The organism is Mucilaginibacter ginsenosidivorans (assembly GCF_007971025.1).
In the GTDB taxonomy this organism is placed as follows: domain Bacteria; phylum Bacteroidota; class Bacteroidia; order Sphingobacteriales; family Sphingobacteriaceae; genus Mucilaginibacter; species Mucilaginibacter ginsenosidivorans.
This window is the reverse complement of sequence record NZ_CP042436.1, coordinates 3008698-3032223: the sequence shown is the minus strand read 5'-3', so window position 1 is coordinate 3032223 and position 23526 is coordinate 3008698. Positions and strand designations below refer to the sequence as shown.

Annotated in this window: 26 protein-coding genes; 14 read left to right on the top strand and 12 right to left on the bottom strand. The window is 46.3% G+C overall.

The window, feature by feature from the left end:
- Positions 1-18: 18 nt before the first annotated feature.
- Together FRZ54_RS13870 and FRZ54_RS13865 are read right to left on the bottom strand one after the other, a co-directional pair.
- Entirely contained in the window at positions 19-627 is a 609-nt protein-coding gene (locus FRZ54_RS13870) for a sugar O-acetyltransferase (protein WP_147032192.1), read from the bottom strand.
- A gap of 39 nt (positions 628-666) precedes the next feature.
- Positions 667-1332 carry a basic secretory protein-like protein gene (locus FRZ54_RS13865; protein WP_147032191.1) on the bottom strand — a complete coding sequence of 222 codons (666 nt, stop codon included), beginning with the start codon at positions 1330-1332 and terminating at the stop codon, positions 667-669.
- 128 nt (positions 1333-1460) lie between these two features.
- Between FRZ54_RS13865 and FRZ54_RS13860 the strand changes: the two genes are divergently transcribed.
- Genes FRZ54_RS13860 through FRZ54_RS13850 form a run of 3 tightly spaced genes read left to right on the top strand, consistent with a single transcriptional unit; the run spans position 1461 to position 3411 of the window.
- On the top strand, positions 1461-2525 hold the full coding sequence (locus FRZ54_RS13860; protein ID WP_147032190.1) for a M20 family metallo-hydrolase: 1065 nt from the start codon (positions 1461-1463) through the stop codon (positions 2523-2525).
- A 59-nt stretch (positions 2526-2584) separates the two neighbouring features.
- Positions 2585-3025: a 4-fold beta flower protein gene (locus FRZ54_RS13855; protein ID WP_147032189.1), complete on the top strand. Its 441-nt coding sequence runs from the start codon at positions 2585-2587 to the stop codon at positions 3023-3025.
- 56 nt (positions 3026-3081) lie between these two features.
- On the top strand, positions 3082-3411 hold the full coding sequence (locus FRZ54_RS13850; protein ID WP_147032188.1) for a YbjQ family protein: 330 nt from the start codon (positions 3082-3084) through the stop codon (positions 3409-3411).
- 54 nt (positions 3412-3465) lie between these two features.
- On the opposite strand, the gene cls is transcribed toward FRZ54_RS13850, so the two are convergent.
- The 5 genes from cls to FRZ54_RS13825 all read right to left on the bottom strand — a co-directional run bounded on the left by cls (position 3466) and on the right by FRZ54_RS13825 (position 9081).
- Positions 3466-4941 carry a cardiolipin synthase gene (gene cls, locus FRZ54_RS13845; protein WP_147032187.1) on the bottom strand — a complete coding sequence of 492 codons (1476 nt, stop codon included), beginning with the start codon at positions 4939-4941 and terminating at the stop codon, positions 3466-3468.
- A gap of 18 nt (positions 4942-4959) precedes the next feature.
- Entirely contained in the window at positions 4960-7356 is a 2397-nt protein-coding gene (locus FRZ54_RS13840) for an alpha-L-rhamnosidase-related protein (protein ID WP_147032186.1), read from the bottom strand.
- 52 nt (positions 7357-7408) lie between these two features.
- Positions 7409-7966, bottom strand: a complete 558-nt coding sequence (locus tag FRZ54_RS13835) for a pyridoxamine 5'-phosphate oxidase family protein (RefSeq protein WP_147032185.1) — start codon at positions 7964-7966, stop codon at positions 7409-7411.
- A gap of 66 nt (positions 7967-8032) precedes the next feature.
- Positions 8033-8767 (bottom strand): hypothetical protein, encoded by a 735-nt coding sequence (locus tag FRZ54_RS13830; RefSeq protein ID WP_147032184.1) that lies wholly within the window; start codon positions 8765-8767, stop codon positions 8033-8035.
- Positions 8768-8877: 110 nt separating this feature from the next.
- Positions 8878-9081, bottom strand: coding sequence for a hypothetical protein (locus FRZ54_RS13825; protein ID WP_147032183.1), 204 nt, complete (start codon positions 9079-9081; stop codon positions 8878-8880).
- Between the two features lie 153 nt (positions 9082-9234).
- Here FRZ54_RS13825 and FRZ54_RS13820 point away from each other — a divergent pair, with 153 nt between their 5' ends.
- On the top strand, positions 9235-9621 hold the full coding sequence (locus tag FRZ54_RS13820) for a hypothetical protein (protein WP_147032182.1): 387 nt from the start codon (positions 9235-9237) through the stop codon (positions 9619-9621).
- A gap of 85 nt (positions 9622-9706) precedes the next feature.
- Positions 9707-9919, top strand: a complete 213-nt coding sequence (locus FRZ54_RS13815) for a hypothetical protein (RefSeq protein ID WP_147032181.1) — start codon at positions 9707-9709, stop codon at positions 9917-9919.
- A 130-nt stretch (positions 9920-10049) separates the two neighbouring features.
- Here the strand turns inward: FRZ54_RS13815 and FRZ54_RS13810 are convergent, their stop codons facing one another.
- The 4 genes from FRZ54_RS13810 to FRZ54_RS13795 form a co-directional block, all read right to left on the bottom strand.
- Positions 10050-10421, bottom strand: coding sequence for a plastocyanin/azurin family copper-binding protein (locus FRZ54_RS13810; RefSeq protein WP_228462486.1), 372 nt, complete (start codon positions 10419-10421; stop codon positions 10050-10052).
- Positions 10422-10664: 243 nt separating this feature from the next.
- Positions 10665-11540, bottom strand: coding sequence for a creatininase family protein (locus FRZ54_RS13805; protein WP_147032180.1), 876 nt, complete (start codon positions 11538-11540; stop codon positions 10665-10667).
- An 87-nt stretch (positions 11541-11627) separates the two neighbouring features.
- Positions 11628-12101 (bottom strand): CYTH domain-containing protein, encoded by a 474-nt coding sequence (locus tag FRZ54_RS13800; protein ID WP_147032179.1) that lies wholly within the window; start codon positions 12099-12101, stop codon positions 11628-11630.
- On the bottom strand, positions 12092-12904 hold the full coding sequence (locus tag FRZ54_RS13795; RefSeq protein WP_147032178.1) for a CHAD domain-containing protein: 813 nt from the start codon (positions 12902-12904) through the stop codon (positions 12092-12094). Before FRZ54_RS13795 ends, FRZ54_RS13800 begins: the two co-directional genes overlap by 10 nt.
- 193 nt (positions 12905-13097) lie before the next feature.
- Between FRZ54_RS13795 and FRZ54_RS13790 the strand changes: the two genes are divergently transcribed.
- The 4 genes from FRZ54_RS13790 to FRZ54_RS13780 all read left to right on the top strand — a co-directional run bounded on the left by FRZ54_RS13790 (position 13098) and on the right by FRZ54_RS13780 (position 18206).
- Positions 13098-15035, top strand: coding sequence for a carboxypeptidase regulatory-like domain-containing protein (locus FRZ54_RS13790; protein ID WP_228462485.1), 1938 nt, complete (start codon positions 13098-13100; stop codon positions 15033-15035).
- Between the two features lie 99 nt (positions 15036-15134).
- Positions 15135-15833, top strand: coding sequence for a hypothetical protein (locus FRZ54_RS24735; RefSeq protein WP_228462484.1), 699 nt, complete (start codon positions 15135-15137; stop codon positions 15831-15833).
- A 50-nt stretch (positions 15834-15883) separates the two neighbouring features.
- Entirely contained in the window at positions 15884-16297 is a 414-nt protein-coding gene (locus tag FRZ54_RS13785) for a DUF1761 domain-containing protein (RefSeq protein ID WP_147032177.1), read from the top strand.
- A 241-nt stretch (positions 16298-16538) separates the two neighbouring features.
- Positions 16539-18206 (top strand): DUF6600 domain-containing protein, encoded by a 1668-nt coding sequence (locus tag FRZ54_RS13780; protein WP_147032176.1) that lies wholly within the window; start codon positions 16539-16541, stop codon positions 18204-18206.
- A 60-nt stretch (positions 18207-18266) separates the two neighbouring features.
- Here the strand turns inward: FRZ54_RS13780 and FRZ54_RS13775 are convergent, their stop codons facing one another.
- Positions 18267-18704 carry a DUF6526 family protein gene (locus FRZ54_RS13775; protein ID WP_147032175.1) on the bottom strand — a complete coding sequence of 146 codons (438 nt, stop codon included), beginning with the start codon at positions 18702-18704 and terminating at the stop codon, positions 18267-18269.
- 127 nt (positions 18705-18831) lie between these two features.
- Between FRZ54_RS13775 and FRZ54_RS13770 the strand changes: the two genes are divergently transcribed.
- The 5 genes from FRZ54_RS13770 to FRZ54_RS13750 all read left to right on the top strand — a co-directional run bounded on the left by FRZ54_RS13770 (position 18832) and on the right by FRZ54_RS13750 (position 23467).
- Positions 18832-19695, top strand: a complete 864-nt coding sequence (locus tag FRZ54_RS13770; protein ID WP_147032174.1) for an aldo/keto reductase — start codon at positions 18832-18834, stop codon at positions 19693-19695.
- A 352-nt stretch (positions 19696-20047) separates the two neighbouring features.
- Complete coding sequence (locus FRZ54_RS13765) at positions 20048-20821, top strand: hypothetical protein (RefSeq protein WP_147032173.1); 774 nt, start codon at positions 20048-20050, stop codon at positions 20819-20821.
- Positions 20822-20990: 169 nt separating this feature from the next.
- Positions 20991-22160 (top strand): galactokinase, encoded by a 1170-nt coding sequence (locus FRZ54_RS13760; RefSeq protein ID WP_147032172.1) that lies wholly within the window; start codon positions 20991-20993, stop codon positions 22158-22160.
- A 28-nt stretch (positions 22161-22188) separates the two neighbouring features.
- On the top strand, positions 22189-22728 hold the full coding sequence (locus FRZ54_RS13755; protein WP_147032171.1) for an RNA methyltransferase: 540 nt from the start codon (positions 22189-22191) through the stop codon (positions 22726-22728).
- Between the two features lie 79 nt (positions 22729-22807).
- Entirely contained in the window at positions 22808-23467 is a 660-nt protein-coding gene (locus FRZ54_RS13750; RefSeq protein ID WP_147032170.1) for a YdeI/OmpD-associated family protein, read from the top strand.
- The last annotated feature ends 59 nt before the right edge of the window (positions 23468-23526 follow it).

Sequence of the window (23526 nt, the reverse complement as noted above, 5' to 3'; positions counted from 1 at the left end):
ATTAAGCAACCGGCACCGTTAATAATCCGACACGTCGAATTTCCTGTTCTTATAATAATATTCGTGGTCAGCTTCGGTAATAACGCGCATTACTTTACAGGGGTTGCCTACGGCGACTACGTTGGCGGGAATATCTTTAGTAACCACGCTGCCCGAGCCTATAACCGTGTTATCGCCGATGGTAACACCGGGATTGACCACCGTTTGCCCGCCTATCCAGACATTATTACCAATAGTGATGCCGATGCCATATTCGTAACCCGAATTTCTTGATTCATGATGAACCGGGTGCCCGGCCGTAAGCAAGGAAACATTCGGGCCGAACAGTACGTTGTCGCCGATGGTCACTTTGGCAACGTCCAGTATAACGCAATTGTAATTGGCCATAAAGTTATCCCCAACCTCGATGTGTTTGCCATAATCGCAATGGAACGGCGCCAGTATCATTACATTTTTACCCGCTTTTCCAAGGATTTCGCGGATCGATTTGTCGATCTTCCCGCTTTCATCGGGCCGGCAAAGATTGTAGTCGTAAATCTTTCTTTTGGTCTCTATTTGTTCTTCCGCAAGCCCATCCATCCAGGCCTTATAAGGCAGTTCGGCCAGCATTCGTTCTTTCTGGTTCATTTGATTTCTCGTTGGTACTACTAAAGATAGCTTTTCAAATCAAATTGCCGGTGCCTCGCTGTACGCTTTCCACAATTCATCCACCGTTTTACCGGTCAACTGTTTCCAGCTGTTATCGGTGTAAGTGTGTTGACGTAATTGCGCATCCAACGTTTTAACTATGCCGGGTTTAACTTTAGCTTCGAGCCACGCCAGGAAACGTGCGGTAATGCGGTAGGCGTTGTCATAATTTTGCGTTGACTTATAATCAGGCAGTGCCCATTTGGCGGCAACGTTATTTACCCCGAATTTGTACCGGGCGTAATCGGCGATACCCTCTGTGAGCCAGCCGGGACCAACACTCTCGCCATAATCCTGTACAATGTGCATCACCTCGTGGGTTATCACATCAATATCCTCCGGGTGCTTGTGCATCCAGGCCGCACTGATGGTCACTTTGCCATTATCCGTTTCGGCAACGCCTTTATAGGCGGTATCGATCACCATGGTCACTTCTTTTAAAGTATTTGGATTATACTCTTTGGCCAGTTCGGGATAAACTTTATAAAAAGTATTGATCATGCGTTGCTGTAACGCAGCATCGAGCGTGGCATCCTGGTTAATGAAGGTTAGCTTGTAGCCATCTTTATCTATCACTTGCATTTGCTGTGCGTTTGCCACTACCGCAATTGCAAGGATTGAAAGCGTTAAGAGTATATTTTTCATAATAAGATATAAGCCGCAAATATAATTTTTGAAATGGCTCCCGATTGTAAAATTACCGTATACAATACGCGCTTGTGGCCTACTTCCCGAAAAACTTTTACTTTTACAACGGGTTTTCCCGTTTATCCATGACAGACATCAACTTACTATATTCCCAGGCAGTGGTATTGCTGCAGCAACTTATTATGATACCGTCCTTTAGCCGGGAAGAGGCCCTTACAGCCGACCTTATAGAGAAGTATTTAAGCGATAAAGGGGTTGAAACGCATCGCAAGATGAACAACATCTGGGCCTTCAATCTGCATTTCGAAGAGTCAAAGCCTACAATATTGCTCAATTCGCATCATGATACAGTTAAACCGAATTCGGGCTATACCCGCGAACCATTCGACGCAAAAATGGATGAAGGGAAGCTTTATGGCCTTGGCAGTAACGATGCGGGGGGTTGCCTGGTCTCGCTGATACATACCTTTCTTTATTTTTATGAGCGGGAAGACCTGAAGTATAACTTTTGCCTGGCCACGACAGCGGAGGAGGAAATTTCCGGCGTGAATGGGCTGGAATTGATCATACCCGAGCTTGGTCACCTTGATTTTGGCATCGTAGGTGAACCAACGCTGATGCAACTGGCCATTGCCGAAAAAGGTTTAATGGTGTTGGATTGCGTAGCTCACGGAAAATCGGGGCATGCAGCGCGGGAAGAAGGGGTGAACGCCATTTACGAAGCGATGGCGGATATAGAATGGTTCCGTACCTATCGCTTTCCAAAAGAGTCGGAAGTATTTGGACCGGTTAAAATGTCGGTGACGGTTATCAACGCCGGCTCGCAGCATAACGTGGTACCTGCAAGCTGCAATTTCGTGGTGGATGTGCGGGTGACCGATGCTTACCGCAACGAGGAAGTACTGGAGATCATCCGGCAGCACGTAAAATGTGATGTTACCCCACGGTCTATCCGGTTGAAGCCATCGAAGATTGCAAAAGAGCATCCAATTGTACAGGCGGGCATTGCTTTGGGCCGGACAACTTATGGTTCGCCTACCACATCCGATCAGTCATTATTAGATATACCATCGCTGAAAGTCGGACCCGGCGATTCGGCACGCTCCCATACTGCCGATGAGTTTATTTACCTGGAAGAAATCAAAGAAGGTATTGAGCTTTATATCAAAATGCTGGAAAGCATTGTTTGATTTGTGGGCGGCAATTTGTAATTTCGGGGCAGCAATTTAAAATAGACCTGGCCTGTCAAATGAAACTCATTACGATTTTTCTTGCCTGTAGTATGCTCTGTGGCATACGTAAGCCTTACCACGAAATAAACCTGTACAATTCGTCGGGCAGCGCAACCGCCTATATTGATGATTACCTTACCGACCAGGTGGTTTATTTATGGGACGGCACACCTGTCGCTTACCTTCATCAAAATTTCACTAACACCGATGTTTATTGGTTCAATGGCAAACACCTGGGATGGTTTGAAGATGGCCTTTTGAGAAATAACGAGGGTTACATTATCCTGGCTACCAAACAAGCAGCCGGCAAGCTTACCAATGGTGAAACATTGAAAGGATTAAAAAGTACGCCGCCTGACAAAAAATACCGCGAACTGGAGCCCGTAAAACCTTATTTCGGAACTTTATGGGCACCGGCAAGCGCCGCCGAATATTTACAGGCGGGTACGGGAAATTGATATATATTTGGTAACAATTAACCTTTTCATCAATCCAACAATAAACAATTAAGAAAATGGACCACACATTTGTTACCACCAGCACCGGCTTGGAAGGATATAAAGTAACCAAACAACTGGGCCTTGTACGCGGCATTACCGTACGCAGCCGCAGCGCCCTGGGCAATATTGCAGGCGGTTTCCAGTCGCTGTTTGGCGGCAGGCTTTCTATTTATGTTGAACTTTGCGAGAACGCACGCGAAGAGGCTTACCAGCTGATGCTGCAGCACGCCAATGTAATGGGCGCCAATGCCATTATCAACATGCGTTACGATGCCAATGAAGTGATGCAGGGTGTTACCGAAGTTTTGGCTTACGGCACCGCTGTAGTTGTAGAACCGGCTTAATATTGGAGTAGCAGTGGCAGTTGCAGTAAGATTATTTCAACTGCCACTTACGAATCAAAACAAAGGCGACAATAGCCTCGCTAACTTTTCAGGAAATTGGCGCATGAACGGGCGCCTTTTCCACGAAGTAGGGTTTATCTTTTTTGCATCCTTTATATCGTTGAAAAAAACAGCGCGCAGTTCTTCTGCTGTAGCTGTATCATAGATCATGCTGTTCACTTCAAAATTCAGCTCAAAACTGCGGTGATCCATATTGGCGGTACCCACAATACAAAGCTGGCCGTCAGATACCAGGGTTTTGGCGTGGACGAATCCTTTCTGATACATATAGATCTCGACGCCGGCGTCGAGCAGTTCGCCATAGTACGACCGGGCGGCAGCATTAACAAGCTTCGAATCAGATTCGCCGGGCACTAATATTTTTATTTTTACGCCGCTCATGGCGGCTACATGCAAGGCATCCATAATGTTGCTGCCCGGGATGAAATACGGCGTTGTGATGAGCAATTCCTTTTCGGCCAGCCCTATGGTTTGCGCCATGGAGAACATTAATGAAGGGAAGTCTGAATCCGGACCGCTTGCCGCAATTTGTACCGTAGCCTTGCCCCGTGTAACCGGTTGCGTGCAAAAGAAATCTTTTTCGAGTTTCAGCCGCTTTCCCGAACAAAAGTTCCAGTCGCAGATGAACAAGTATTGCAGATAGTAAACGCCGGGCCCTACTATCTTTACGTGCGTGTCCCGCCAAAACAGCTGGCCGGATTTATTCACATACCGGTCGCTTACATTAATACCACCTGTGAAACCGGTGCAGCCGTCGATAATGATGATCTTGCGGTGATTGCGATAATTAACCCGGTTTGCGAGTAAAATGAAATGAACCTTATAAAAAGGGTAAGCCTGCACGCCTGCGTCCTTCAATTCATCTACAAGTTCCTTACGGATAGAACGGCTACCAAAATCGTCATAGATAAACCTGACATCAACACCCTCCCGGGCCTTTACGATCAGCGCATTTTTTATCTCCTCTCCTATTTCGCCGTCCTCAAAAATGTAATACTGGATGTGGATATGGTGTTTTGCCTTTTTGATGCACTCCAATACTTCCGGGAATTTATTTTCACCGTTTATCAAAAGTTTCACCTCGTTACCGCCGGTCAGCGGGCTCATGCCATCGTTTAGCAGATATAGCGCCAGTTTCTTATGTTTTTGGATAGCCGGCTCATTGGTATCCCATGCCTTTTCCGACTCCAGCCTTACCTGTTCGCGCAGCCTTTCCCGCGCCGACTTATCGGTGACGATCTTTTTATTATACAATTTCTCTTTGCGATAGCTGATGCCGAAGGCAAAGTAAATGGCTATGCCGATGACCGGTAAAAACACGGTTACAAGCAGGTAAGCAACCGCCTTATCGTTCGACCGCGTATCGTAAATAATACGCAGGCATACGGCTACAACTATAATAATGTAGATAACGGCGCCTATGAGCACCCAATCGACCAATTCGGTTAAGTTGGATAAATGTTCAGCCATAATTCAGCTGTATAAAGATTATAGCGTCAAATTGTTTTCGCCGGGCTTCAGCGGGTATATTTTCCCCTTCCATACCAAACTCCCGGGGGTACCCGAAGGCAGACTAATCGCTATCTTCCAGTTGCTTCCCTGCTTATCGTACCGCGCGCTTACCGTTCCTGCGGGATGTGGTATCGACCCGCCGATATGCGTCAGAACGCCCAAATGCGGTTCTATCTTCACTTTTTTAAAGCCGGGGGCTGCGGTCTCTATCCCCAGCACAGTACGAAAAAACTCGATGTTGGGGCTCGAACCCCAGGCATGGCAATCCGACCGCGACGCGCTGATGTCCGACATTTCGGCCCAGGTAGTCATTCCCATTTTAATGTTTTGGCGCCATATATCCAGCCAGTTCACATAATCGTTGCCCATGCCGGTCTTCACCAGCGCCTGGTAAACGTAATATTTAAAGTAGATAGACGCCTGAACCAACGATGTGTCAGTCAGCAATTTACCGCTGATGGTTTTTGCCTGTTCGGGCGTTGCCACCCCGCTAAGTATCGCTAAAGCATTGGCGTGTTGCGAAAAAACATCTTTTTCAGGTCTGTCAGCATAAAGTCCCCTGGTTGCAACCCAGTATTTACTACGGATGGTTTGTTTAAGCTGCTCCGCCAGCTTTTGATATTTCGCGGCAAATTCCTTGCTCCCCAACGCGTTTTCCAACCCGGCGGCTGTTTGATAAGCCCACAGCAATTGCATATCCAGTACCGACGAATTTCCGTCTGCGCCTACAGGCGCTACGCCGGCATCCCAGCACTTGCCGTTTGCCCAGTCGGTAAACTCCCAGTAAGGTGCGTTTTTCAACGACCCGTCGGGCTGCTGGTATTTGCCAAAAAAGTTGAGTACCTGTTCCACACCCGGAAGCTTGTCGGCAACGAAGCTGTTATCATTCCGGTACATATAATAGTCATTTATCATGGCTATCCACCATAACGAAAAAGTTGGTATCTGCTGCGGTATGGCCGTAGGGTAACGGCTTTGGGTAATACCCTCAGCAAGGCGCGAATGATCGAGTAAGGTTATCGCATTTCGTCCCAGCTTATCATCGCCACTGTCATAGTACGATACCATGGCCTGTATACGGGTATCGCCCACGTATTGTAACTGTTCGTAATACGGGCAATCCATATAGGTTTCCCACGAACATAGTTTTGCTGTGTGCCAGCCAATTTGCAGGATGGTATCCAACTGCTTATTTTCCGATTCAAATTCAGCCTTGTATTGAAAAGGATAGCCGGTGGCTGTTCCGTAAATATCGTTGATCAGCAATGGCTCATCTTTTGTCTCAATTACCAGTTGCAGATAACGGTATGTGCGCCAGTTAAACGGTGTAAATTCCTGTTTGTCGCTGCCATCACTTATCAAACTATCCTTGCGCCCTACAAATCGTTTGCCTTCTATCTCGTTCCGGTTTCCTTTACGTTCCTGCGCACGCCAGTTTTTGTTGCCAGGTTCAATAATATACAACCCTTCGGCATAGCTCATGGATATGCCTGCATCTTTCCCCTTGCTGAATATGATGGTAGGGTAAGCATTTGTCAGGTAGGTTTGATCGAGCAATATGGTCGCTTTGGTGTTGGCCGGTATGGTAACCGGGTTTTGTTCGGATGGGAAAGTTGATGGTAAATTAATGCCGGTTGCGCACCGCATGACTTTCAACCGCTGCGGGATCATCTCCCTTGCAGCTATCGGCGAGGGTACCAGCATCCAGCCATCGTTAAACGACATTTGCCCTTTGGGCCCGCCTACCGCCATTTGATTAGCCTGCGGCCACGTGGCATCATTAAAACCGGCCGACTGCCAGTTTTTTGGCTGATGATTCATGCTCACCAATTCGCCCGGGCCCGCAACGTAATAGCTGTAAACAAGTTCAACAGGTAGGGGCGTGTAGGCGGTATCGCGCAGGCATTTCCAGCTTTTATTGGTGTTCACTTCCTCTTCGGCCGCTGTAGCACCCTGCAAAATAAAGCCCGTACCGTACGACATTTGCGCCGCCGGTTTCCACGAACCTTCATTTGCTACTACGGCGCTTATTACATTTTTCCCTGCAACCAGGTAAAACGCCAGATCGACAGTTTCATAGTTCCAAAAGTAAAAATCGCTGCGTGCCGGACCGACCGAAACCAAATGACCGTTCACATAAAGCTTATAACGGTTATCGCCTGATACGAAGACTTTATAGCTGGCGGGTTTACTTTCAAGGTTCACAACTTTTCTAAGTAAGCAAACCTGGTAATCCGGAGCGGGCCCGGGAACGTTTATCCAATGAGCGTTCCATCTTTTGGGGTCGATGGTATTCTTTTGAGCGAAAGCGGTATTTGCAAAAATGAAAAAGCACAGCAACAAGGCTGCAGGCAGCGTGGCGTTAAATTTCATGGCAATGGTTTATACCTGAAAGATAGAAAGTTTTTCGGCTAAAGCGTAAAACTTAAGCCAACCTCCCGAAAAGGGCAGTCGGCAAGCCGTCCAGGCTGACCCGGTTCTTCTCTTTTTTATAGCTCTCCAGCCCGTCGACGCCTTTGGATGCGGCCCATTTTTGGGCATGATCGCGTTCGCCCACGTATTCGTACAGTGGCACGCTGAAACCACAGGATGTTTGCACTTTATCTATTTCGGCAACAATGATCTGCCTGGTAGCTAATTGCAATTCAAAAAGCCCCGACAGGTTTTCCCATTCTGCGTCGCCGGGCAAAACCGTATATCCCTTGCCGTATAGGCGCAAAATGTTTGGCGGCCCGTCGTAAGCGCAAAACATAAAGGTAACGCGCCCATTTTCGAGCATATGAGCTGATGTTTCGTTACCGCTGCCGATAATATCCATGTATGCCACTTTATTGGGCGACAACACGCGGAAGCTATCAATCCCTTTCGGTGAAAGATTGACATGGCCCCCGGCATTAAGCGGTGCGCTGGCTACAAAAAACATTTTTTGCTTATCAATAAATTCGCTGTGCTGCGGAAGAATACCGTCTGAAAACTTCGCCATAAATTAAAAATAGATAGTAACCAAAGTTACTATCTATCATTTATAAAGCTAATTGTTGAGACAATTTTATTGTGCAGGAGGATTATTTCCGCCTTGAGGATTAACGCCACCAACCGGGTTACCGCCGCCAGGAGCGTTTCCCCCCCCGGGTTGATTATCTTTATCGCCAGGCTCGGGCTGCGGCTGTGGTGCAGTGTTTTCCTTAGTTTTTACACCCAGGTATGCGGCAGAGCTTATACCCATAAGCCCCAGCAATGTATTGGTGATCACTTTATCATCCGGCAGTTTACAATTTGAACTTACAAATGCTATATACACCACACCTACCACAAGTGTCCAGATAACATTTTGCAGCCTGTGAATGCTCACACCTGTTTCGTCAGAAATGATATCAACGAAAAAGAAGCCCGTGCCCGGGTGGTTCTGTTGTTTATCAGCAGGATTAACAGTGGTATTTGACTGCTGGTTGCTATCGATAGCTTTACCCACAATGGTTGTTCCGGCCGCTATGCCGAGTAATGTAAGGTTAACGGCACCTATCTCTATATTAAATCTGATACCGTTCAGGCCGGGAGTAAAAAAGGCGACGTAAAAATAGGAACCTATTATAATTACGGACCAAAACGCGAGCTGCGTCTTCGCCAGGCTAAAGGCAGGGCGTTCTTTTTTCCCATCTCTTTTAGCCAGTCCGGCAATGGTGGCCAGGTTAAATACGGTGTTCCGGAGCATATCTGTGTATAACGATATGGCAATAACAATAACCGTTAGAACAAGCAAAATTACAATGTAGGGCGTTGGCATGACAGTGACTTTAGGTGAATGATAGGCAGGAAGTTAATTAACACTAAGGTAATTAACATGCACCCTTCTGTCAACCCGTGTTTTTACGGTATTTTTTGCGGAAATTACGCTTACTTAAAATAAGACAGCGGTATTTCCTTCCACATACCATGCGAAAGGTGCCCGCTCAACACTTCATACAGCAGGTAAATGGGCCAGAATATATAGCAGATAATAAGCAGGATGATAGAATGGTTAAAATACCAGCTTACCATAAGAGAATATATCCCTAATAACATGTAAGCTATCCCCGAATCGCGTTTGGTATTGCTCATGGCTAATGTTTTTCTTATACAATATTAATAAAATAACCCGTGTATTTCACCAAACCGGATTGCGTAAAACCCGTGGTTAAATTGGGTGTTAACACTGCCATTTGCAAACAGGGTGCTTTTTACCTTTAAACCAAAATAAATTAAACCTGTCAGATGGTTGAAAGTTACCAGGATATACCTTTCTTTATCGTGAGAAAATATTTTACCACAATATTTGTGACCGGCATAATTGCGTTGCTTCTATTTGTGCTTTACCGCAACTATATGCAATTCAATTCTACAGTTTCTGTTACAAACTCCCGCTGGCAAAAAGTACACATCCAGGTAAAAAAGGCGCTTCGATCCGGGCCGGATCGTGCCGGTATCATCTTCGACCAGTACCTGGTAAAAGGACAGTCGCGGTCATTCACGGTTGACGACAGTAACGATATTTTATACCGGCGCGACCTGGACCCCGATCATGCCGACGGCATACATTTTACTAACTGGACCCACGCAAACAACGACGGATCGGCCGTATGTACTATTAAAGACCCCTGAATGACGACTTTTTTTATCTTTCTAACATATATTCTAAACAAAAACCTATTTTGTGGGTTACCTTTAAATTAAAAACAAACTTATCATGGCAAACGAAAGTGGAATTACCGCCTACTCGGTAAAAACAAAAACTAAAAATGTTCCAATGATCGATCCGGTGATCGACGTAAAATCAGGCAGATATATTGCAAGCGGTAAAGACGCTGCAGGCAATAAAATGTCGGCTATCATGAGTAAAGCAACTGCAGAGGGTCACATCTCGAGCGGCGCTGCTAAAAAAGGCACAGGCTGGAGTTAAAAAACCCGCCACCTGTTATTCTCGCTACACAGACGCGGGTACTTAAAATAGTAAGCCCCACGGTTACAAAACCGGGGGCTTACGTTTTTCAGCCAACTTTGATATAATTTTACAAAAAACCAAAGGCGTTTTAATTACCAACCACCACAGTGGCATTCGCCATCATCGAATGGATGGTGCAGTGGTAAGTGTACGTACCGGCAGTGGCAAACGTCTTTTTGAAAGTCTGGTCAACGGCCAGGCTGCCACTGTCAAACGCTCCGCCGAGATCGGTAGCCGTATGCGGCGTCGCATCTTTGTTTGTCCAGGTAACCGATCCGCCAATTTTGACATGAACGGTTGCGGGCGAAAAAGCAAAGTTTTCGATACTCACATTTGCAGCAGCCACCGGCGTGTTTCCCGATGATGTAGGATTTGTTGAATTACCAGACTTGCCACAGGCCCCTAAAAATAAAACACTTGCCATCAGCAGGATGGCCGCACATACCATTTTCGTTTTCATAATAAATGTATTTGATATAGTTCTCATACCTACATCACGGCAAAAAACGCAGAATGGTTGCCTTGGCGCGGCGGAAATTACCACCCGCCATGTTCATAAAAAATGCAAAAACGGGGCGCTTTTGACGACGTCAAAATTTCAAATAACTGAAAATAAGCCAATTGATCCAAAGAACGACGCGGCAAGCGGTAGCGCCGTGAACTCTAAATGTATCGGTAAAAAAAACGAAAACTGCCTGAATTTTTATTGCTTGCTTGTGCCCAGATTATCTACCCGGTCATAAAATTCGTCCTGCAACTTAATTGTTGTGGTGTCTGCTTTTATTTCCTTCAGTACTTTAATGAATGATGCGATCTCGTGGTCAGTTATAAACTTGCCAAAGTCGGCAGTAGCTTTTGCCCCTTCGCCTGCATAGTGATTTGGGAACGAAGCATACCACCAGATAGGCGTATAAACTCCCGGCAGGCTCAGCCGTTTCTGGTCGGCACCTGACTGTGATGTAGCCCTGTCCATGCGCATCAGGTCGGGGCGGTAATACATCAATACAGACGTTTCACTTTCACCTGCGTGCTCATCGCCGCGCATATCCGATTTGTGCATCTTGCGGTATTCGGCCTGGAAGGTGGGGTCGTTCTCGGGGTCGTAAAAATAGATGGCGTAATTGTGTCGTTTGTTCAGGAACGATTGCATGAAGAACCGAATAAATTCGGGGTTACCACCATGTCCGTTCAGTATCACTATTTTTTTAAAGCCGTTGCGGGCGATTTCGTCGCAGGTAGCTTCCAGCAGATTATAGATCAGTTGGGCAGGAAGCGCGAAGGTACCGGGCTGCTGCCGGGCCTCGTTGATCTGCCCGTAAAAGTAATCGGGAAATACCACGGCATATTCCTGTTTGGTAGCGCGTGCGGCCCATTCGCGCACATGGATCAGGTCGGTTCCGATCGGCGAATGAGGGCCATGCTTTTCTAGTATCCCAAACGGGAGTATACAGGTTTGAGACGATTTATCGAGCGCTGCCTGCCAGTCGGTAGCGGTTAGCTCGTCCCAACGAGCGGGCACTTCCTGCGCATAAACAGTGCTGCACAGCAAAAACGAAGCAAAAAATAAAAAGAGTTTCATGATCGGGTGAATTGGTTAATGCAATGAAGTTATGAAAAAAGCAACATTCCGGTTTACTGCGCCTTTTAAAACTTCGTAAATCTTATGTTACCAATCTTTAAAAGGGTGTTTAGACAGCGCCGCGTTGGTGTACCTGCCATCGTCGGTAACTTCAATAGTTACCCATTCGGGCCTTTCAAACTGTTCATCTTCACTTTCGAGTTCTATTTCCGCCACTATTAACCCTGCGTTATCCCCGCTGAAAACATCCACTTCCCATAACTTACCCGCAAAGTGGATGTTGTATCTTATTTTCTCGGTCCCGTTGGTCGTAAATTTTTCAAGTATCTCCAAACCCTCGTCCAGCGGTATCTCATATTCATACTCGCTGCGCGACATATGTGACGAACCCGACTTGCTTTTCAGGTTCAAAAAAGCTTTCCTTTCCGAAACCCGTATGCGCACCGTCCGGCCGCTATCGGCCACAATATAGCCCTGCCGGTAGTGTGTTCCTTCCGGCTTGCTTACCTTTTCCCATTTATCATGGTCGACCAAAAATTTCCGTTCTATTTCTACACCCATACCCTTGCTTCCTGTCCGTTATCAATGGTCTGGCCCGCAAACGTCGCTTTCTTCCAGAAATCAGCGGCCAGGTTGCTTATCGACTTCCGCTGCCGGGTATTTTGCCGCTTTATTTTGGCGACAACAGTTTTGGCATTTATTCCCGCCGCCGAAAAAAGGGCTATAGCCAGCAGGCCATCGTGCCACTGGCCTATGCCTTCCTGCAATTTATCCAGGTAATCGTTATCAATTCGCAGGCTGCTTTGCAGGGCTTCGGCGGCTATCTTACGGTTATATAAAAGTGTTTTTATTCTTTTACGGCATTCGTGCAGGCCCTCGTTAAATTCAAGCTTATTCAGCGTAACAGTTATTTGCTCTAACTGGCTTTTGTAAAATTCGCTTATATGTTCGTCCTCAACAGCCTTAAGGCCGTCTTCAATTCCGGCATGCACCGCCCTCACCGTCTTCAGGTATTGTTTCGAATTATCCATGAACGCCTTGATATCTTTATCCATGTCATTCACCTGTTGCAGGATAAAGTCATCGTTTTTCAGGCCATATTTCGAGCTCAATTGCAAGTTAAGGTAAGCTTCGCGTATTTTGCCGCCGTCCTTAAATATCTGCCTGATGGGTTTAAAGGCCTTCAAAAGCTTACTATTCGGCAGAGTATGATCGACCAGCAACAAAAAGGCCCGCAACTTTTTTACCTGTACCCTGAAATGATGGAGTTTTTCCTGGTCGCCGGTTTTAATAAAATCGCGCAGATCGCTTTTCATCTGGTACCATAGTTCGTTAAAATAAGCTTTCCCGGCTTTTCGCTTCATTTATTATACTGGATTATAAAAATCTGGTTACTTAACTGCTTCTTACACTTTTACAGCTATGTAAGCCGTTGTAACAATCAATGGTTTGTTTTGAACGAGGGTAAGTGTAAAAAAATGTTAAAGACTTACTCCTTTTCGGGGCTGTATTCAGAAATAACTATATTTAGCCCGTTCCTTTGATGCAAATAATTTGATGAATCTAAGAAAATTTTTATTCGCTTTATCCATTTTACTTACTATCATCCGTTTATCGGCTACAGCCCAACGCGATAGTGTAGCCCTGACCACAATAATTGAAAAGACCCAGAATTATACGAGCGGCCACCCTATCGAAAAAGTTTTCTTACAATTTGACAAACCCTATTACGCGGTAGGCGATACCATCTGGCTAAAAGCCTATGTAACTGTGGGCCTGCACATGCCTTCGCCGCTGAGCAAGATCCTTTATATCGATTTCATAAACCAGCAGGGTGTGTTATTGAATGAGCTTAAGCTGCAACTGGTTAATGGTATGGCAAACAGCTTCCTGGCGCTTGCGCCAAATAGTTATAAACGAGGCGACTACCGCATACGTGCCTATACACGCTGGATGCGCAATTTCGACCAGGCGTATTTTTTTAACCGCACGTTAAGCATTGGCAGTACCGAAAGCAACCAGGTTATCCCGCGCATAACATTTAAAAATTCGATCTCGGAAAAAACGGCCCGTATTGTGGCCGACATCGTTTATAAAGACCAGAACGGCAACCCTTACGTCAATAAAAAGGTGAACTGGCGGGTTATGAGCGACGACCAGACCATTGAAAAAGGCAGGGATCAAACCGATGCGAACGGGAAGCTGAACATCAATTTCCTGACGGATAAAGTTTCGGCGCTTAATACGGCAACTGTCCAAACCGATCTGGAGCTGGATGACAAAAAACTCATAAACAAGGTTTTTGCGCTCGAGACGACACCACCCGATGTGGACGTACAGCTTTTCCCCGAGGGAGGATACCTGATAGATGGCATACGCTCGCGTGTCGCTTTTAAGGCGCTCAAACCCGACGGCCGCGGCATCGACGCTAAAGGCAACGTGACGGATAATACCGGTGCGGTAATGGCAAGTTTCGATTCGCAGCACCTGGGTATGGGTGTATTTGCCGTACAGCCGGAAAACGGGAAAACCTACAAAGCTAATTTTACTTTTGCCGACGGTACAAAAACCAGTATCGACCTGCCCACACCACGGGATGAAGGCATCAATTTATCGTTGAATAACTCTGATGCTGATACTCTGGGCATAAAAATTGCCGCGAACGAAGCCTTTTTTACAAGAAATCAGAATAAACCTTTCTATGTAATTGCGCAAAGCAACGGCGTTATATGCTACGCGGCCCAGGCAAGTTTACGAAGCCCGGTGTACGCAGCAAGCATCCCAAAAAATAAATTTCCGACGGGAATAGTGCAGGTAACTTTATTTTCGGTGAAAGGATCGCCGCTTAGCGAGAGGATCGCTTTTATAAGGCACGATGACCTGATGAGCCTCACGCTACGCTCGGACAAACAAAATTACGGGCGCAGGCAAAAAGTAAAGATGACGGTCTCTGCAAAAAACAAAGAGGTGCCGGCTGAAGGCAGTTTTTCCGTTTCCGTTGTTGACGAGACGCTTGTCCCTTATGATGAGAACGACGAAACGACCATCCTGAGCCACCTGTTGCTGACATCGGACCTGAGGGGCTTTATTGAGAAGCCGAATTACTATTTTAATCATCCGAACAGTAAAACCGAGGCCGACCTGGATGTGCTGATGCTGACGCAGGGTTACAGGCGCTTTTCTTACAGAAATATTGTTAGCGACAGAAATCCCCCCATATCGTTTTTACCCGAACAGGGCATTGAAATTTCGGGTATTTTGCGAAGCAATACAGGCATACCGGTATCAAAAGGTAATGTGCGGCTGATAATACCTGATAAAAGTTTTTCGACCCAGACGCAAACCGACATGAGCGGCAATTTCAAGTTCTCCAATGTACTCGTATCCGACTCGTCGAAGGTGACACTGAATGCACGCGATAACCCTGGCGGCAGTAATATGGTATTAACCGTTAATCCTTTTGTGCTGCCCCCGACAAGCATATTTAATAACTAAACGGGTTATGTTGCCAATATTGACAGTACCATACGTCCTTACCTCGAAAATAGCTTAAAGCAGCAAAATGCTTTAAACAAAACCCACACCCTGGAGGAAGTGGTTATTAAGGATAAGGCAGGACCAAAAAAGGTCAGTCACTCCGATTTCAGCACTTTGCAGGGCTTAAATATTGTTGCCGACCATACCATTAATGGCGAACAGTTTAAGGGTTGCCCGGTGTTCTTTCAGTGTTTGGCGGCGCAAGCCATCGGCCTGACTTCGGATGGCAATAACCTTTATATCACCCGCGACTATAATTCCGGTGCGCGCACGCCGGTTGCGGTGTATGTTAACGGCATGGCAACTGACTATAATTATTTGCAGAATATCAATTCGGACGCTGTTGAATCGGTTGAAATATTTTTGAACGATGGATTATCGGGTATAAACCGCGCTACCAACAACAAAGGCGTTATCGAGATCAACCTAAAAAAACAGCCCAAAGGAGAAAAAATAAGCAAGGAGCAACTGGCCGATCTTTTGCCAAAGGGCTACCTGGTTGAATTTGTGCCGGGCGGGTATGATGCAACGCGTGTATTTTACGCTCCCAAATATGACAATCCTGCTGCCCCACGGGCGGGGGCCGACCTGCGCAGTACGATCTATTGGAACCCTTCCGTTATAACAGATAAAACCGGCGCGGCATCGTTCGATTTTTTTAACGCCGATGGTGCCGGCACGTATAAAGCGATAATTGAGGGAATAGATAAGGACGGCAATTTGGGCTGGTATATTTACCGCTATAAGGTTCAGTAGTTTCAAAATATTTTCTTAGATTTATTTAACTAAGATTAAACCTGAAACACATGAATCCTTCATCAATTAACTGGCTGGCCGTAATTGCAGCCGGTATCTCAGCATTTGCCGTTGGCGGCATATGGTATTCGCGCGGTATTTTTGGTAACGCCTGGATGACCGATAGTAAACTCACCGAAGACGATATTAAGCAAGGCAACAAAGGAAAAATATTCGGTTTTACAGCTATTTTCTCTCTTTTAATGGCAGTAAACCTTGCCATGTTCCTTGCCGATAGTCCCGGTCACATCACCGATGTAAGTTGGGGTGCAACGGCCGGATTTCTTGCCGGTATCTGGACGTTTTGTGCCATAGCCATCCATAGCTTGTTCGAACTCAAAAGCTGGCGCCATATTTTTATCAATGGCGGCTACAGTATTGTATCGCTTACGCTGATGGGCGCTATAATAGGCCTGTGGCGGTAGATAATCCGCCAAACCAAAATATTCTTTAAATATGCAATTTGAACCGGCTTCGGTCAAAATCCGGTTCAAAATTATTGTCTCCGGGCGTTGGGCGCCACGCCGCGTATTGTCTGCGCAAAATAATATACTTTTGTAACAGGCGCGTTACATTTAAATGTCAGGTTAGTTCAAGGGATTAAACCTATTGTCCTGTTCATAATCATACCTGTATAATTGATAACAACGCTAACCTTATATTGAGATGAAAAGAGCATTTTATTTGATCATACCCGCCGCCACCCTGCTTGCAGGCTGCGGCGCCTGGGTGCAGAGTACTGTGTACGAGCCTGCACCAGTATACAATGATTCGCAGACTGGTTATAACCAGCCTCCGCCCGATTACCAGCAACCGGGCTTTAACGATAATTACCCTGATTATGACGACTCGCCGCAAACCGACCAGGTGTTTTACGACGAGTTAAGCCCTTATGGCCGCTGGGTAGATTATCCTGACTATGGTTATGTGTGGATACCCAATGTCGGTAACGACTTTCGGCCTTACGCAACAAACGGGAATTGGGTTTATAGTGATTATGGCTGGACCTGGGCCTCCAATTATGATTGGGGCTGGGCCACGTTCCACTATGGCCGTTGGTTTTATGACGGCTATTACGGCTGGTGCTGGCAGCCGGGCGATGACTGGGCACCGGCATGGGTTACCTGGGGCACTTCGGGCGATTACTTTTGCTGGGCGCCGCTCCCTCCGCGTGTTAGTATAAAAGAAGCCGAACTGGGCTGGTGGAAACCTGCACCATATACCTGGAACATGGTACCGGCCAGGCGGTTTAACCAGGTAAGCGTTCACAACTACATTGTTTATAATAATATAACTATCGTTAATAATATTAGGGTGATCAGGAACAGCAACACCGGGTATACTGACTCCTATCATCGCGGAGCTAATTATGGCGGCATCAGGACGGCGAGCGAATACAACCGCGGACCGCAGGTGTACGACGTGGAAAGGGTTACCAACGACAGGATACAACCGGTTACCATTACCGACAGGACAAAACCCGGCGCCGTAGTAGTAAATAATAATCATATTTCTGTTTATCACCCGGTGATAAAGCCGGGCAATCAACCCGATCACAGGCCGGCACCGCGGAAATATGATCATTTCAGATTAGGCGTTCAAATGCCGCAACGGGATAATGGGAATAACGGGCAAAACCAAAATCCGGGTCAGTACCAAAACCCCGGCCGTAATAATAACGGGCAGAGTCAACCCAACCGCCCCAACGGGAACCCGAACCAGGGGCAAGGGCAGAACCAGGGGCAGCATAACGGACAGGGACAGCCTAACCAATCAAACGGGAACCCGAACCAGGGACAAGGGCAAAACCAGGGGCAGCACAACGGGCAGGGCCAGCCAAATCAGCCAAACGGAAATCCGAACCAGGGACAAGGCCAAAACCAGGGGCAGCATAACGGACAGGGACAGCCTAACCAGCCTAACGGAAATCCGAACCAGGGGCAAGGGCAAAACCAGGGGCAGCATAACGGACAGGGACAGCCTAACCAGCCTAACGGAAATCCGAACCAGGGGCAAGGGCAAAACCAGGGGCAGCACAACGGGCAGGGACAGCCAAATACAGATCCCAATGCCGCGCAACCGCAACGGCACCGGGGAAATCCAAATCCCGATAAAAATTTTTCGCCGCAGCAAACCGGGCAACAGCCTAATCAACCAAACGGAACAAACCCGGCTCAGCAGCCTGCTAATAATCAACCTGCTCCGCGCCCGCAGGCAAACCCTGCTCTGCGCCCGAATTTGCAGCCGATCCATAACAACAAAGGGAACAATCAAAACCAGCCGGGCAATCAAAAGCCGGATACCACCAAACGCAGGCCTAACATCCGGTCTTAACAAAAAAGCATCCCCGTGGATAATTACGGGGATGCTTTTATATCTTCATCAGGTTCCGCTTCAGGCCCGGTGATGATCGGCCCTCCATTGAACGACAGCCTTTTTTATTTCTTCAGAACTCATGTTTTCAACTGCGGCCTTACCGGCCAGTTCGGGAAATTCCTCATCGGGTGCAAAGCGCAGGGCAATGGTTTGTGCCATGCTTAAACGGGCGTCCAAAAGCTTGCCGGTAAGCACATAGTGCCTCAGGTTCTCTTCGGCCCTGATGGCCCGGTCCTGCGCTCTCAACGCGAACTGCCGTGCGTACCAAAACAAAAGCAGGCCGGCAATAAACATTACCTCCAGCAATACAGCGCTTACAAAGCCCCCTGTGTAGGGCGGATGCCTGAATATATTTACTATTGCGGCAATAGCGCCCAGGAACAGCAACGAACTTGCTAAAAAATGAAAGCCGGGTACAATCCGTTTGTGGGTGGCATAGGTTTGTGTTTTCTTCATGTTCAGGATTTTAAAACTAATGTACTATTTCCCTGTCAAGAGATTCTGATATGCAGTTGTTTTTACAATCTAATTGCAGAACATTTAAGCGCAGGCCGTGTTAAACTTTTGGTTAAACTATTTTGATATGGCAACTGCAACAACATTTGAACAAACATTCTCCATTGGCGGCGACCTGACCGTCAACCGCCTTGGTTACGGAGCAATGCGCATTACCGGCAAAGGCATTTGGGGACCGCCCGACAGTAAAGATGAGGCTTTGAAGGTATTAAAACGGGCTGTCGAACTGGGTGTCAATTTTATCGACACTGCCGACAGCTACAGCCCCTACGTATCCGAAGAATTGATAGCCGAGGCCCTTTACCCCTATACAACCGGACTTGTAATTGCAACCAAAGGAGGATTAACCCGCACCGGCCCCGATCAGTGGCCCGTCAACGCCCACCCCGACCATTTAAAGGAAGCGCTGGAAGGCAGTTTGAAAAGACTAAAGCTTGACCGCATAGATCTGTATCAACTGCACCGCATCGACCCAAAAGTACCTGCGGAAAAAACTTTTGAATTTTTGAAGACAGCCCAACAGGAAGGCAAGATCAAGCATATTGGTTTATCGGAAGTAAGCGTTGCGGACATCAAAAAAGCGCAGCAATACTTTGATGTGGTTTCGGTTCAAAACAAATACAGTGTTGATAACCGGGGCTGGGAACCTGTGCTTGAATATTGTAAAGAAAATGATATCGCATTTATTCCATGGTTCCCCCTAAGCGCCGGCAATGTCGATGCGGACGAGAAAATAAAACAGGTTGCCGATAAACACAATGCAACTGCTCACCAGGTGGCCCTGAGCTGGCTTTTGCATCATGCCGACAATATTCTGCTGATACCGGGGACGTCGAGTGCTGAGCATTTGGAAGAAAATATGAAAGCGAAAAATGTGGAGTTAACCAGCGGTGATATGGAAATATTAAATGGTATTTCATCACATTCGTAAGATTATCAGCGCTTTGCGCGATTCATGTAATGCCGCCGATAGTTTTGTATCTAATAGATTATCAGCAAGATAGCTTAAAAAATGTTAATAACTTTTAATACTTCAGCATAACTTTCATCTAAGGTATTGCGTAAAACACGATACATAAGTTTAATTAGTAATTCATAGGTGTAAGGTTAAATTCAGTTTGAGCCCCTGTTAAGGCAGGGGCTTTTTTTGAGCCCTTATCCCTTTTAAAATAGCTAAAGGTTAACACAGACGAAAAAAGTGAAGTACATTTTATCCACCGATTAAACCATTAGATCATCGCAAAGTCATATCCAGGCAAACAACATTAAACCCCCTTTAAAAAATGAAAACATTCAGACTATCTATTATCGCGCTTTTGATGCTGGGCGCGTTCTCGTGTAAGAAAGACAGCACCTCTGCATCAGGCAATTTAACAAGTGACCAGGCTGCCGACATGGCGGCAAGCGCATTCGCATCAAATTCGGGTGGCGTGGCATCCATGAGTGACGCAATAGCAGTAAATGCACAGGGTCTTGCATCAACAGGCTCACAAACAGTCAATTCACTTGGTGTTAACGATCATCACCAGGAATGTGGTACCACCCAAACCGATAGCGCCACTTATACAGGTTCAAACAGTTCCGTTTCGTATGATTATTTTGTAAAATATGCTCATACACTAAATTGTAATGCTGAAAATCAGCCCGATAACCTGGTAAACGCGCTTACTTACCATGGTACTTTTGACGGTCCGCGCGTATCTACCACGGCTGAAGGCACGGCTACTGCAACTATCGCGGGCCTAACCCAGGCTGCTCCAAATTATGTGATCAACGGCGAATATAAAAGACAAGGTTCGTTTGTGTCAAAGGTTGGCAATAAGGCTACCGGCAACAGCAATATTGATATTGTGATCACTAACCTTACCCTGGCAAAACCATCAAGGGCCATAAAAAGCGGCACAGCGACAGTTACGGTAAGCGGAGTTGCCGGAAAATACACTTACAACTATACCGGCACAGCAACGTTCAATGGCGATGGCACGGCTACCCTGGTTATAACAGGTGGCGCTACTTATAACATCAATCTGCTGACTGGCGGATATACCAAACAATAAAAAAAAAATTATCCGTAATTTTAAGCGGGCAGCTAAAAATAGCTGCCCGCTTTTTTGTGCCAAACAAATCGGCCTAAAGGTATTTTCCATTGATTTTCAGCAGTTTAAAAATAAAAAGCAGGAATAACTGTAAAAATTACAATATTTGTTTTCGCATAACATTTTGAGAATGAAGAAAGACCTTTACGGGGAGTATAAAAAGATATTTAATAAAGACGCTGAGAATGCCTACTTCTCGCCCGGCCGTGTAAACCTTATCGGCGAGCATATCGACTACAATGGAGGGTTGGTGATGCCCTGCGCCATTACCTTTGGCACTTATGTATTTGTATCCGCTAACAATGACAACGTTTTCCGGTTCAGAAGCCTGAACTTTAACGACAAATTAGACATCCCGGTGCAGGACGGGTACGGGAAGACCGGTGAAATATGGTTCAATTATCCATTGGGAATTATTGACTATTTCCTGGCTGAGCATAATAAAATAACGGGGCTTGACCTGCTTTATTACGGTGATATTCCCATCAGTTCGGGGCTGTCATCCTCGGCTTCAATCGAAGTGGTTACAGCTTATATGTTGAATGACCTGTTCGAATGTGGCTACTCAAAACTGGAGTTGGTACAGCTATCTAAGCAGGTTGAGAACGTTTTTATCGGTGTCAATTGTGGTATTATGGACCAGTTTGCCGTTGCGTTCGGCGAAAAGGATAAGGCCCTGATGCTTAATTGCGATACACTTGAATATAAAGCAGTGGATAGTAATTTAGGCGAATATGTGCTTGCGATAATCAATACCAATAAACCCCGCAAACTAGCTGAGTCGAAATATAATGAACGGGTAAGCGAGTGCCAGGCAGCATTGAAAGCGCTGCAGCAGGAACTGGATATACAAAACCTATGCGATATTGATAGTGCCGAATTCGAAAAATACAAACATTTAATAACCGACGAGATTGTGCTAAAACGCGCAACCCATGTTATACAGGAAAACGACCGTGTGAAATTAGCGGCCACCGCTTTGGCAACCGGCGACCTGGGGGAATTTGGCCAGTTAATGTTTGATTCGCACAATTCGCTTAAAAACCTATACGAAGTAAGTGGTAAAGAATTGGATGCCGTTGTTGAATACAGCCAGACCAATCCTGATGTTGCCGGTGCGCGCATGACCGGTGCAGGCTTTGGCGGATGCGCCATAGCGCTGGTTAAAGAGAGCGGTTTTGACAAATTCAGTAACGAGGTTAGCGAATATTACACGTCGAAGATCGGCTACGCACCTTCGGTTTATAGTTCGCTTATCGGCGATGGCGTGGGAATACTGAAACAAACCGTAAATTTGTAGTTGTTTCACTAATCACAGATCTCCAACATTGAGGAAGCTAAAACTCGACGAGCTTAACCGCGCCTCCGTCCCAGAATTTAAAGCACAGGAAAAACTCCCCGTAGTTGTGGTGCTCGATAACGTGCGCAGTATGCATAATGTTGGCTCGATATTTCGCACCTGCGATGGTTTTGCGGTCGAAAAAATTTGCCTTTGCGGTATCACAGGTCAGCCGCCACACCGCGAGATAGAAAAAACGGCGCTCGGCGCCACACAGTCTGTCAATTGGAGCCACTATCCTACCCCCCTGCAGGCTGTCGAAGAATTGCGAAACGAAGGTTATTCCATTATTGCCATTGAACAAGCCGAAAACAGCATTATGCTGAATGACTTTGAGGCAGAAACTAATAAAAAATATGCCCTTATTTTTGGTAACGAAGTTAACGGCGTAAGCGATGAGGTAATGAAGGAGATCGACGCCTGTATCGAGATACCACAATTCGGCACAAAACACTCATTTAATATCGTAGTATCTGCAGGTATTGTACTTTGGGATTTCTTTGGAAAGATCATGGTTAATAATTCATAGCAAATTATTAATCGCAATTTCCGATAAGTGGGATTCAAAGATTTGTCAGATATTTATAGAAATTAAAATCTATTGAACCGTGTCCACCATTGCCAAAAAACTCCAGATGAAGCCGGGCCAGTACTGGCTTTTGTATAATGCCCCGTCAGGCTACCTAAGTTTGCTCGAACCCCTTCCTGAAGGTGCGGCCGTTTCTTATAATACAGCTGGCGATTTTGATGGCGTTCAATTGTTTGTAAAAAGCAGCCACGAACTGGCGGACAGCCTGGAAATCGTGATGCCTTTATTAAAGTCCTTGTCCGTATTTTGGATCATGTATCCCAAAAAAACCTCCGGCATTGAAAGCGACCTGGAGATGATCAGCAGTTGGGACGAGCTGGGCAAATATGGTTATGGAGGCGTTGCTGCGGCTGCAATAAACCATACCTGGACAGCATTACGTTTTCGTCCTAAAGAACTAACCAAAACATCCGACACCCGCAACGACGAGCTCAAACAAAACGAATACAGTCAATGGATAGACGTAGACAACCGAATTGTCCGGCTGCCCGATGAGATCAAAACCGTTCTCGAAAAAAGTCAGCAGGCCCTGGCCAATTACGAAAAACTCTCTTACTCCAACCGAAAAGAGTATGTGCTTTGGATATTAACCGCGAAGCAGGAAAAGACCAAAGGGGAAAGATTAGTAAAATTGATTGAGAAATTAGAGGCAGGGAAAAAGAATCCGTCGGATAAATAAATCTGTTCACGTAAATAACAAAGCCGGGCCACTTTCGCGGCCCGGCTCATCCTTAGGTT

Coding starts and splice junctions, on each gene's coding strand:
- FRZ54_RS13870 (WP_147032192.1), bottom strand. CDS start 627: ATGAACCAGAAAGAACGAATGCTGGCCGAACTGCCTTATAAGGCCTGG.
- FRZ54_RS13765 (WP_147032173.1), top strand. CDS start 20,048: ATGAAAACATTCAGACTATCTATTATCGCGCTTTTGATGCTGGGCGCG.
- FRZ54_RS13840 (WP_147032186.1), bottom strand. CDS start 7,356: ATGAAATTTAACGCCACGCTGCCTGCAGCCTTGTTGCTGTGCTTTTTC.
- FRZ54_RS13795 (WP_147032178.1), bottom strand. CDS start 12,904: ATGAAGCGAAAAGCCGGGAAAGCTTATTTTAACGAACTATGGTACCAG.
- FRZ54_RS13785 (WP_147032177.1), top strand. CDS start 15,884: ATGAATCCTTCATCAATTAACTGGCTGGCCGTAATTGCAGCCGGTATC.
- FRZ54_RS13825 (WP_147032183.1), bottom strand. CDS start 9,081: ATGAGCAATACCAAACGCGATTCGGGGATAGCTTACATGTTATTAGGG.
- FRZ54_RS13805 (WP_147032180.1), bottom strand. CDS start 11,540: ATGAAACTCTTTTTATTTTTTGCTTCGTTTTTGCTGTGCAGCACTGTT.
- FRZ54_RS13800 (WP_147032179.1), bottom strand. CDS start 12,101: ATGGGTGTAGAAATAGAACGGAAATTTTTGGTCGACCATGATAAATGG.
- FRZ54_RS13865 (WP_147032191.1), bottom strand. CDS start 1,332: ATGAAAAATATACTCTTAACGCTTTCAATCCTTGCAATTGCGGTAGTG.
- FRZ54_RS13810 (WP_228462486.1), bottom strand. CDS start 10,421: ATGAAAACGAAAATGGTATGTGCGGCCATCCTGCTGATGGCAAGTGTT.
- FRZ54_RS13855 (WP_147032189.1), top strand. CDS start 2,585: ATGAAACTCATTACGATTTTTCTTGCCTGTAGTATGCTCTGTGGCATA.
- FRZ54_RS13820 (WP_147032182.1), top strand. CDS start 9,235: ATGGTTGAAAGTTACCAGGATATACCTTTCTTTATCGTGAGAAAATAT.
- FRZ54_RS13790 (WP_228462485.1), top strand. CDS start 13,098: ATGAATCTAAGAAAATTTTTATTCGCTTTATCCATTTTACTTACTATC.
- FRZ54_RS13770 (WP_147032174.1), top strand. CDS start 18,832: ATGGCAACTGCAACAACATTTGAACAAACATTCTCCATTGGCGGCGAC.
- FRZ54_RS13760 (WP_147032172.1), top strand. CDS start 20,991: ATGAAGAAAGACCTTTACGGGGAGTATAAAAAGATATTTAATAAAGAC.
- FRZ54_RS13780 (WP_147032176.1), top strand. CDS start 16,539: ATGAAAAGAGCATTTTATTTGATCATACCCGCCGCCACCCTGCTTGCA.
- FRZ54_RS13815 (WP_147032181.1), top strand. CDS start 9,707: ATGGCAAACGAAAGTGGAATTACCGCCTACTCGGTAAAAACAAAAACT.
- cls (WP_147032187.1), bottom strand. CDS start 4,941: ATGGCTGAACATTTATCCAACTTAACCGAATTGGTCGATTGGGTGCTC.
- FRZ54_RS13775 (WP_147032175.1), bottom strand. CDS start 18,704: ATGAAGAAAACACAAACCTATGCCACCCACAAACGGATTGTACCCGGC.
- FRZ54_RS13835 (WP_147032185.1), bottom strand. CDS start 7,966: ATGGCGAAGTTTTCAGACGGTATTCTTCCGCAGCACAGCGAATTTATT.
- FRZ54_RS13860 (WP_147032190.1), top strand. CDS start 1,461: ATGACAGACATCAACTTACTATATTCCCAGGCAGTGGTATTGCTGCAG.
- FRZ54_RS13830 (WP_147032184.1), bottom strand. CDS start 8,767: ATGCCAACGCCCTACATTGTAATTTTGCTTGTTCTAACGGTTATTGTT.
- FRZ54_RS13850 (WP_147032188.1), top strand. CDS start 3,082: ATGGACCACACATTTGTTACCACCAGCACCGGCTTGGAAGGATATAAA.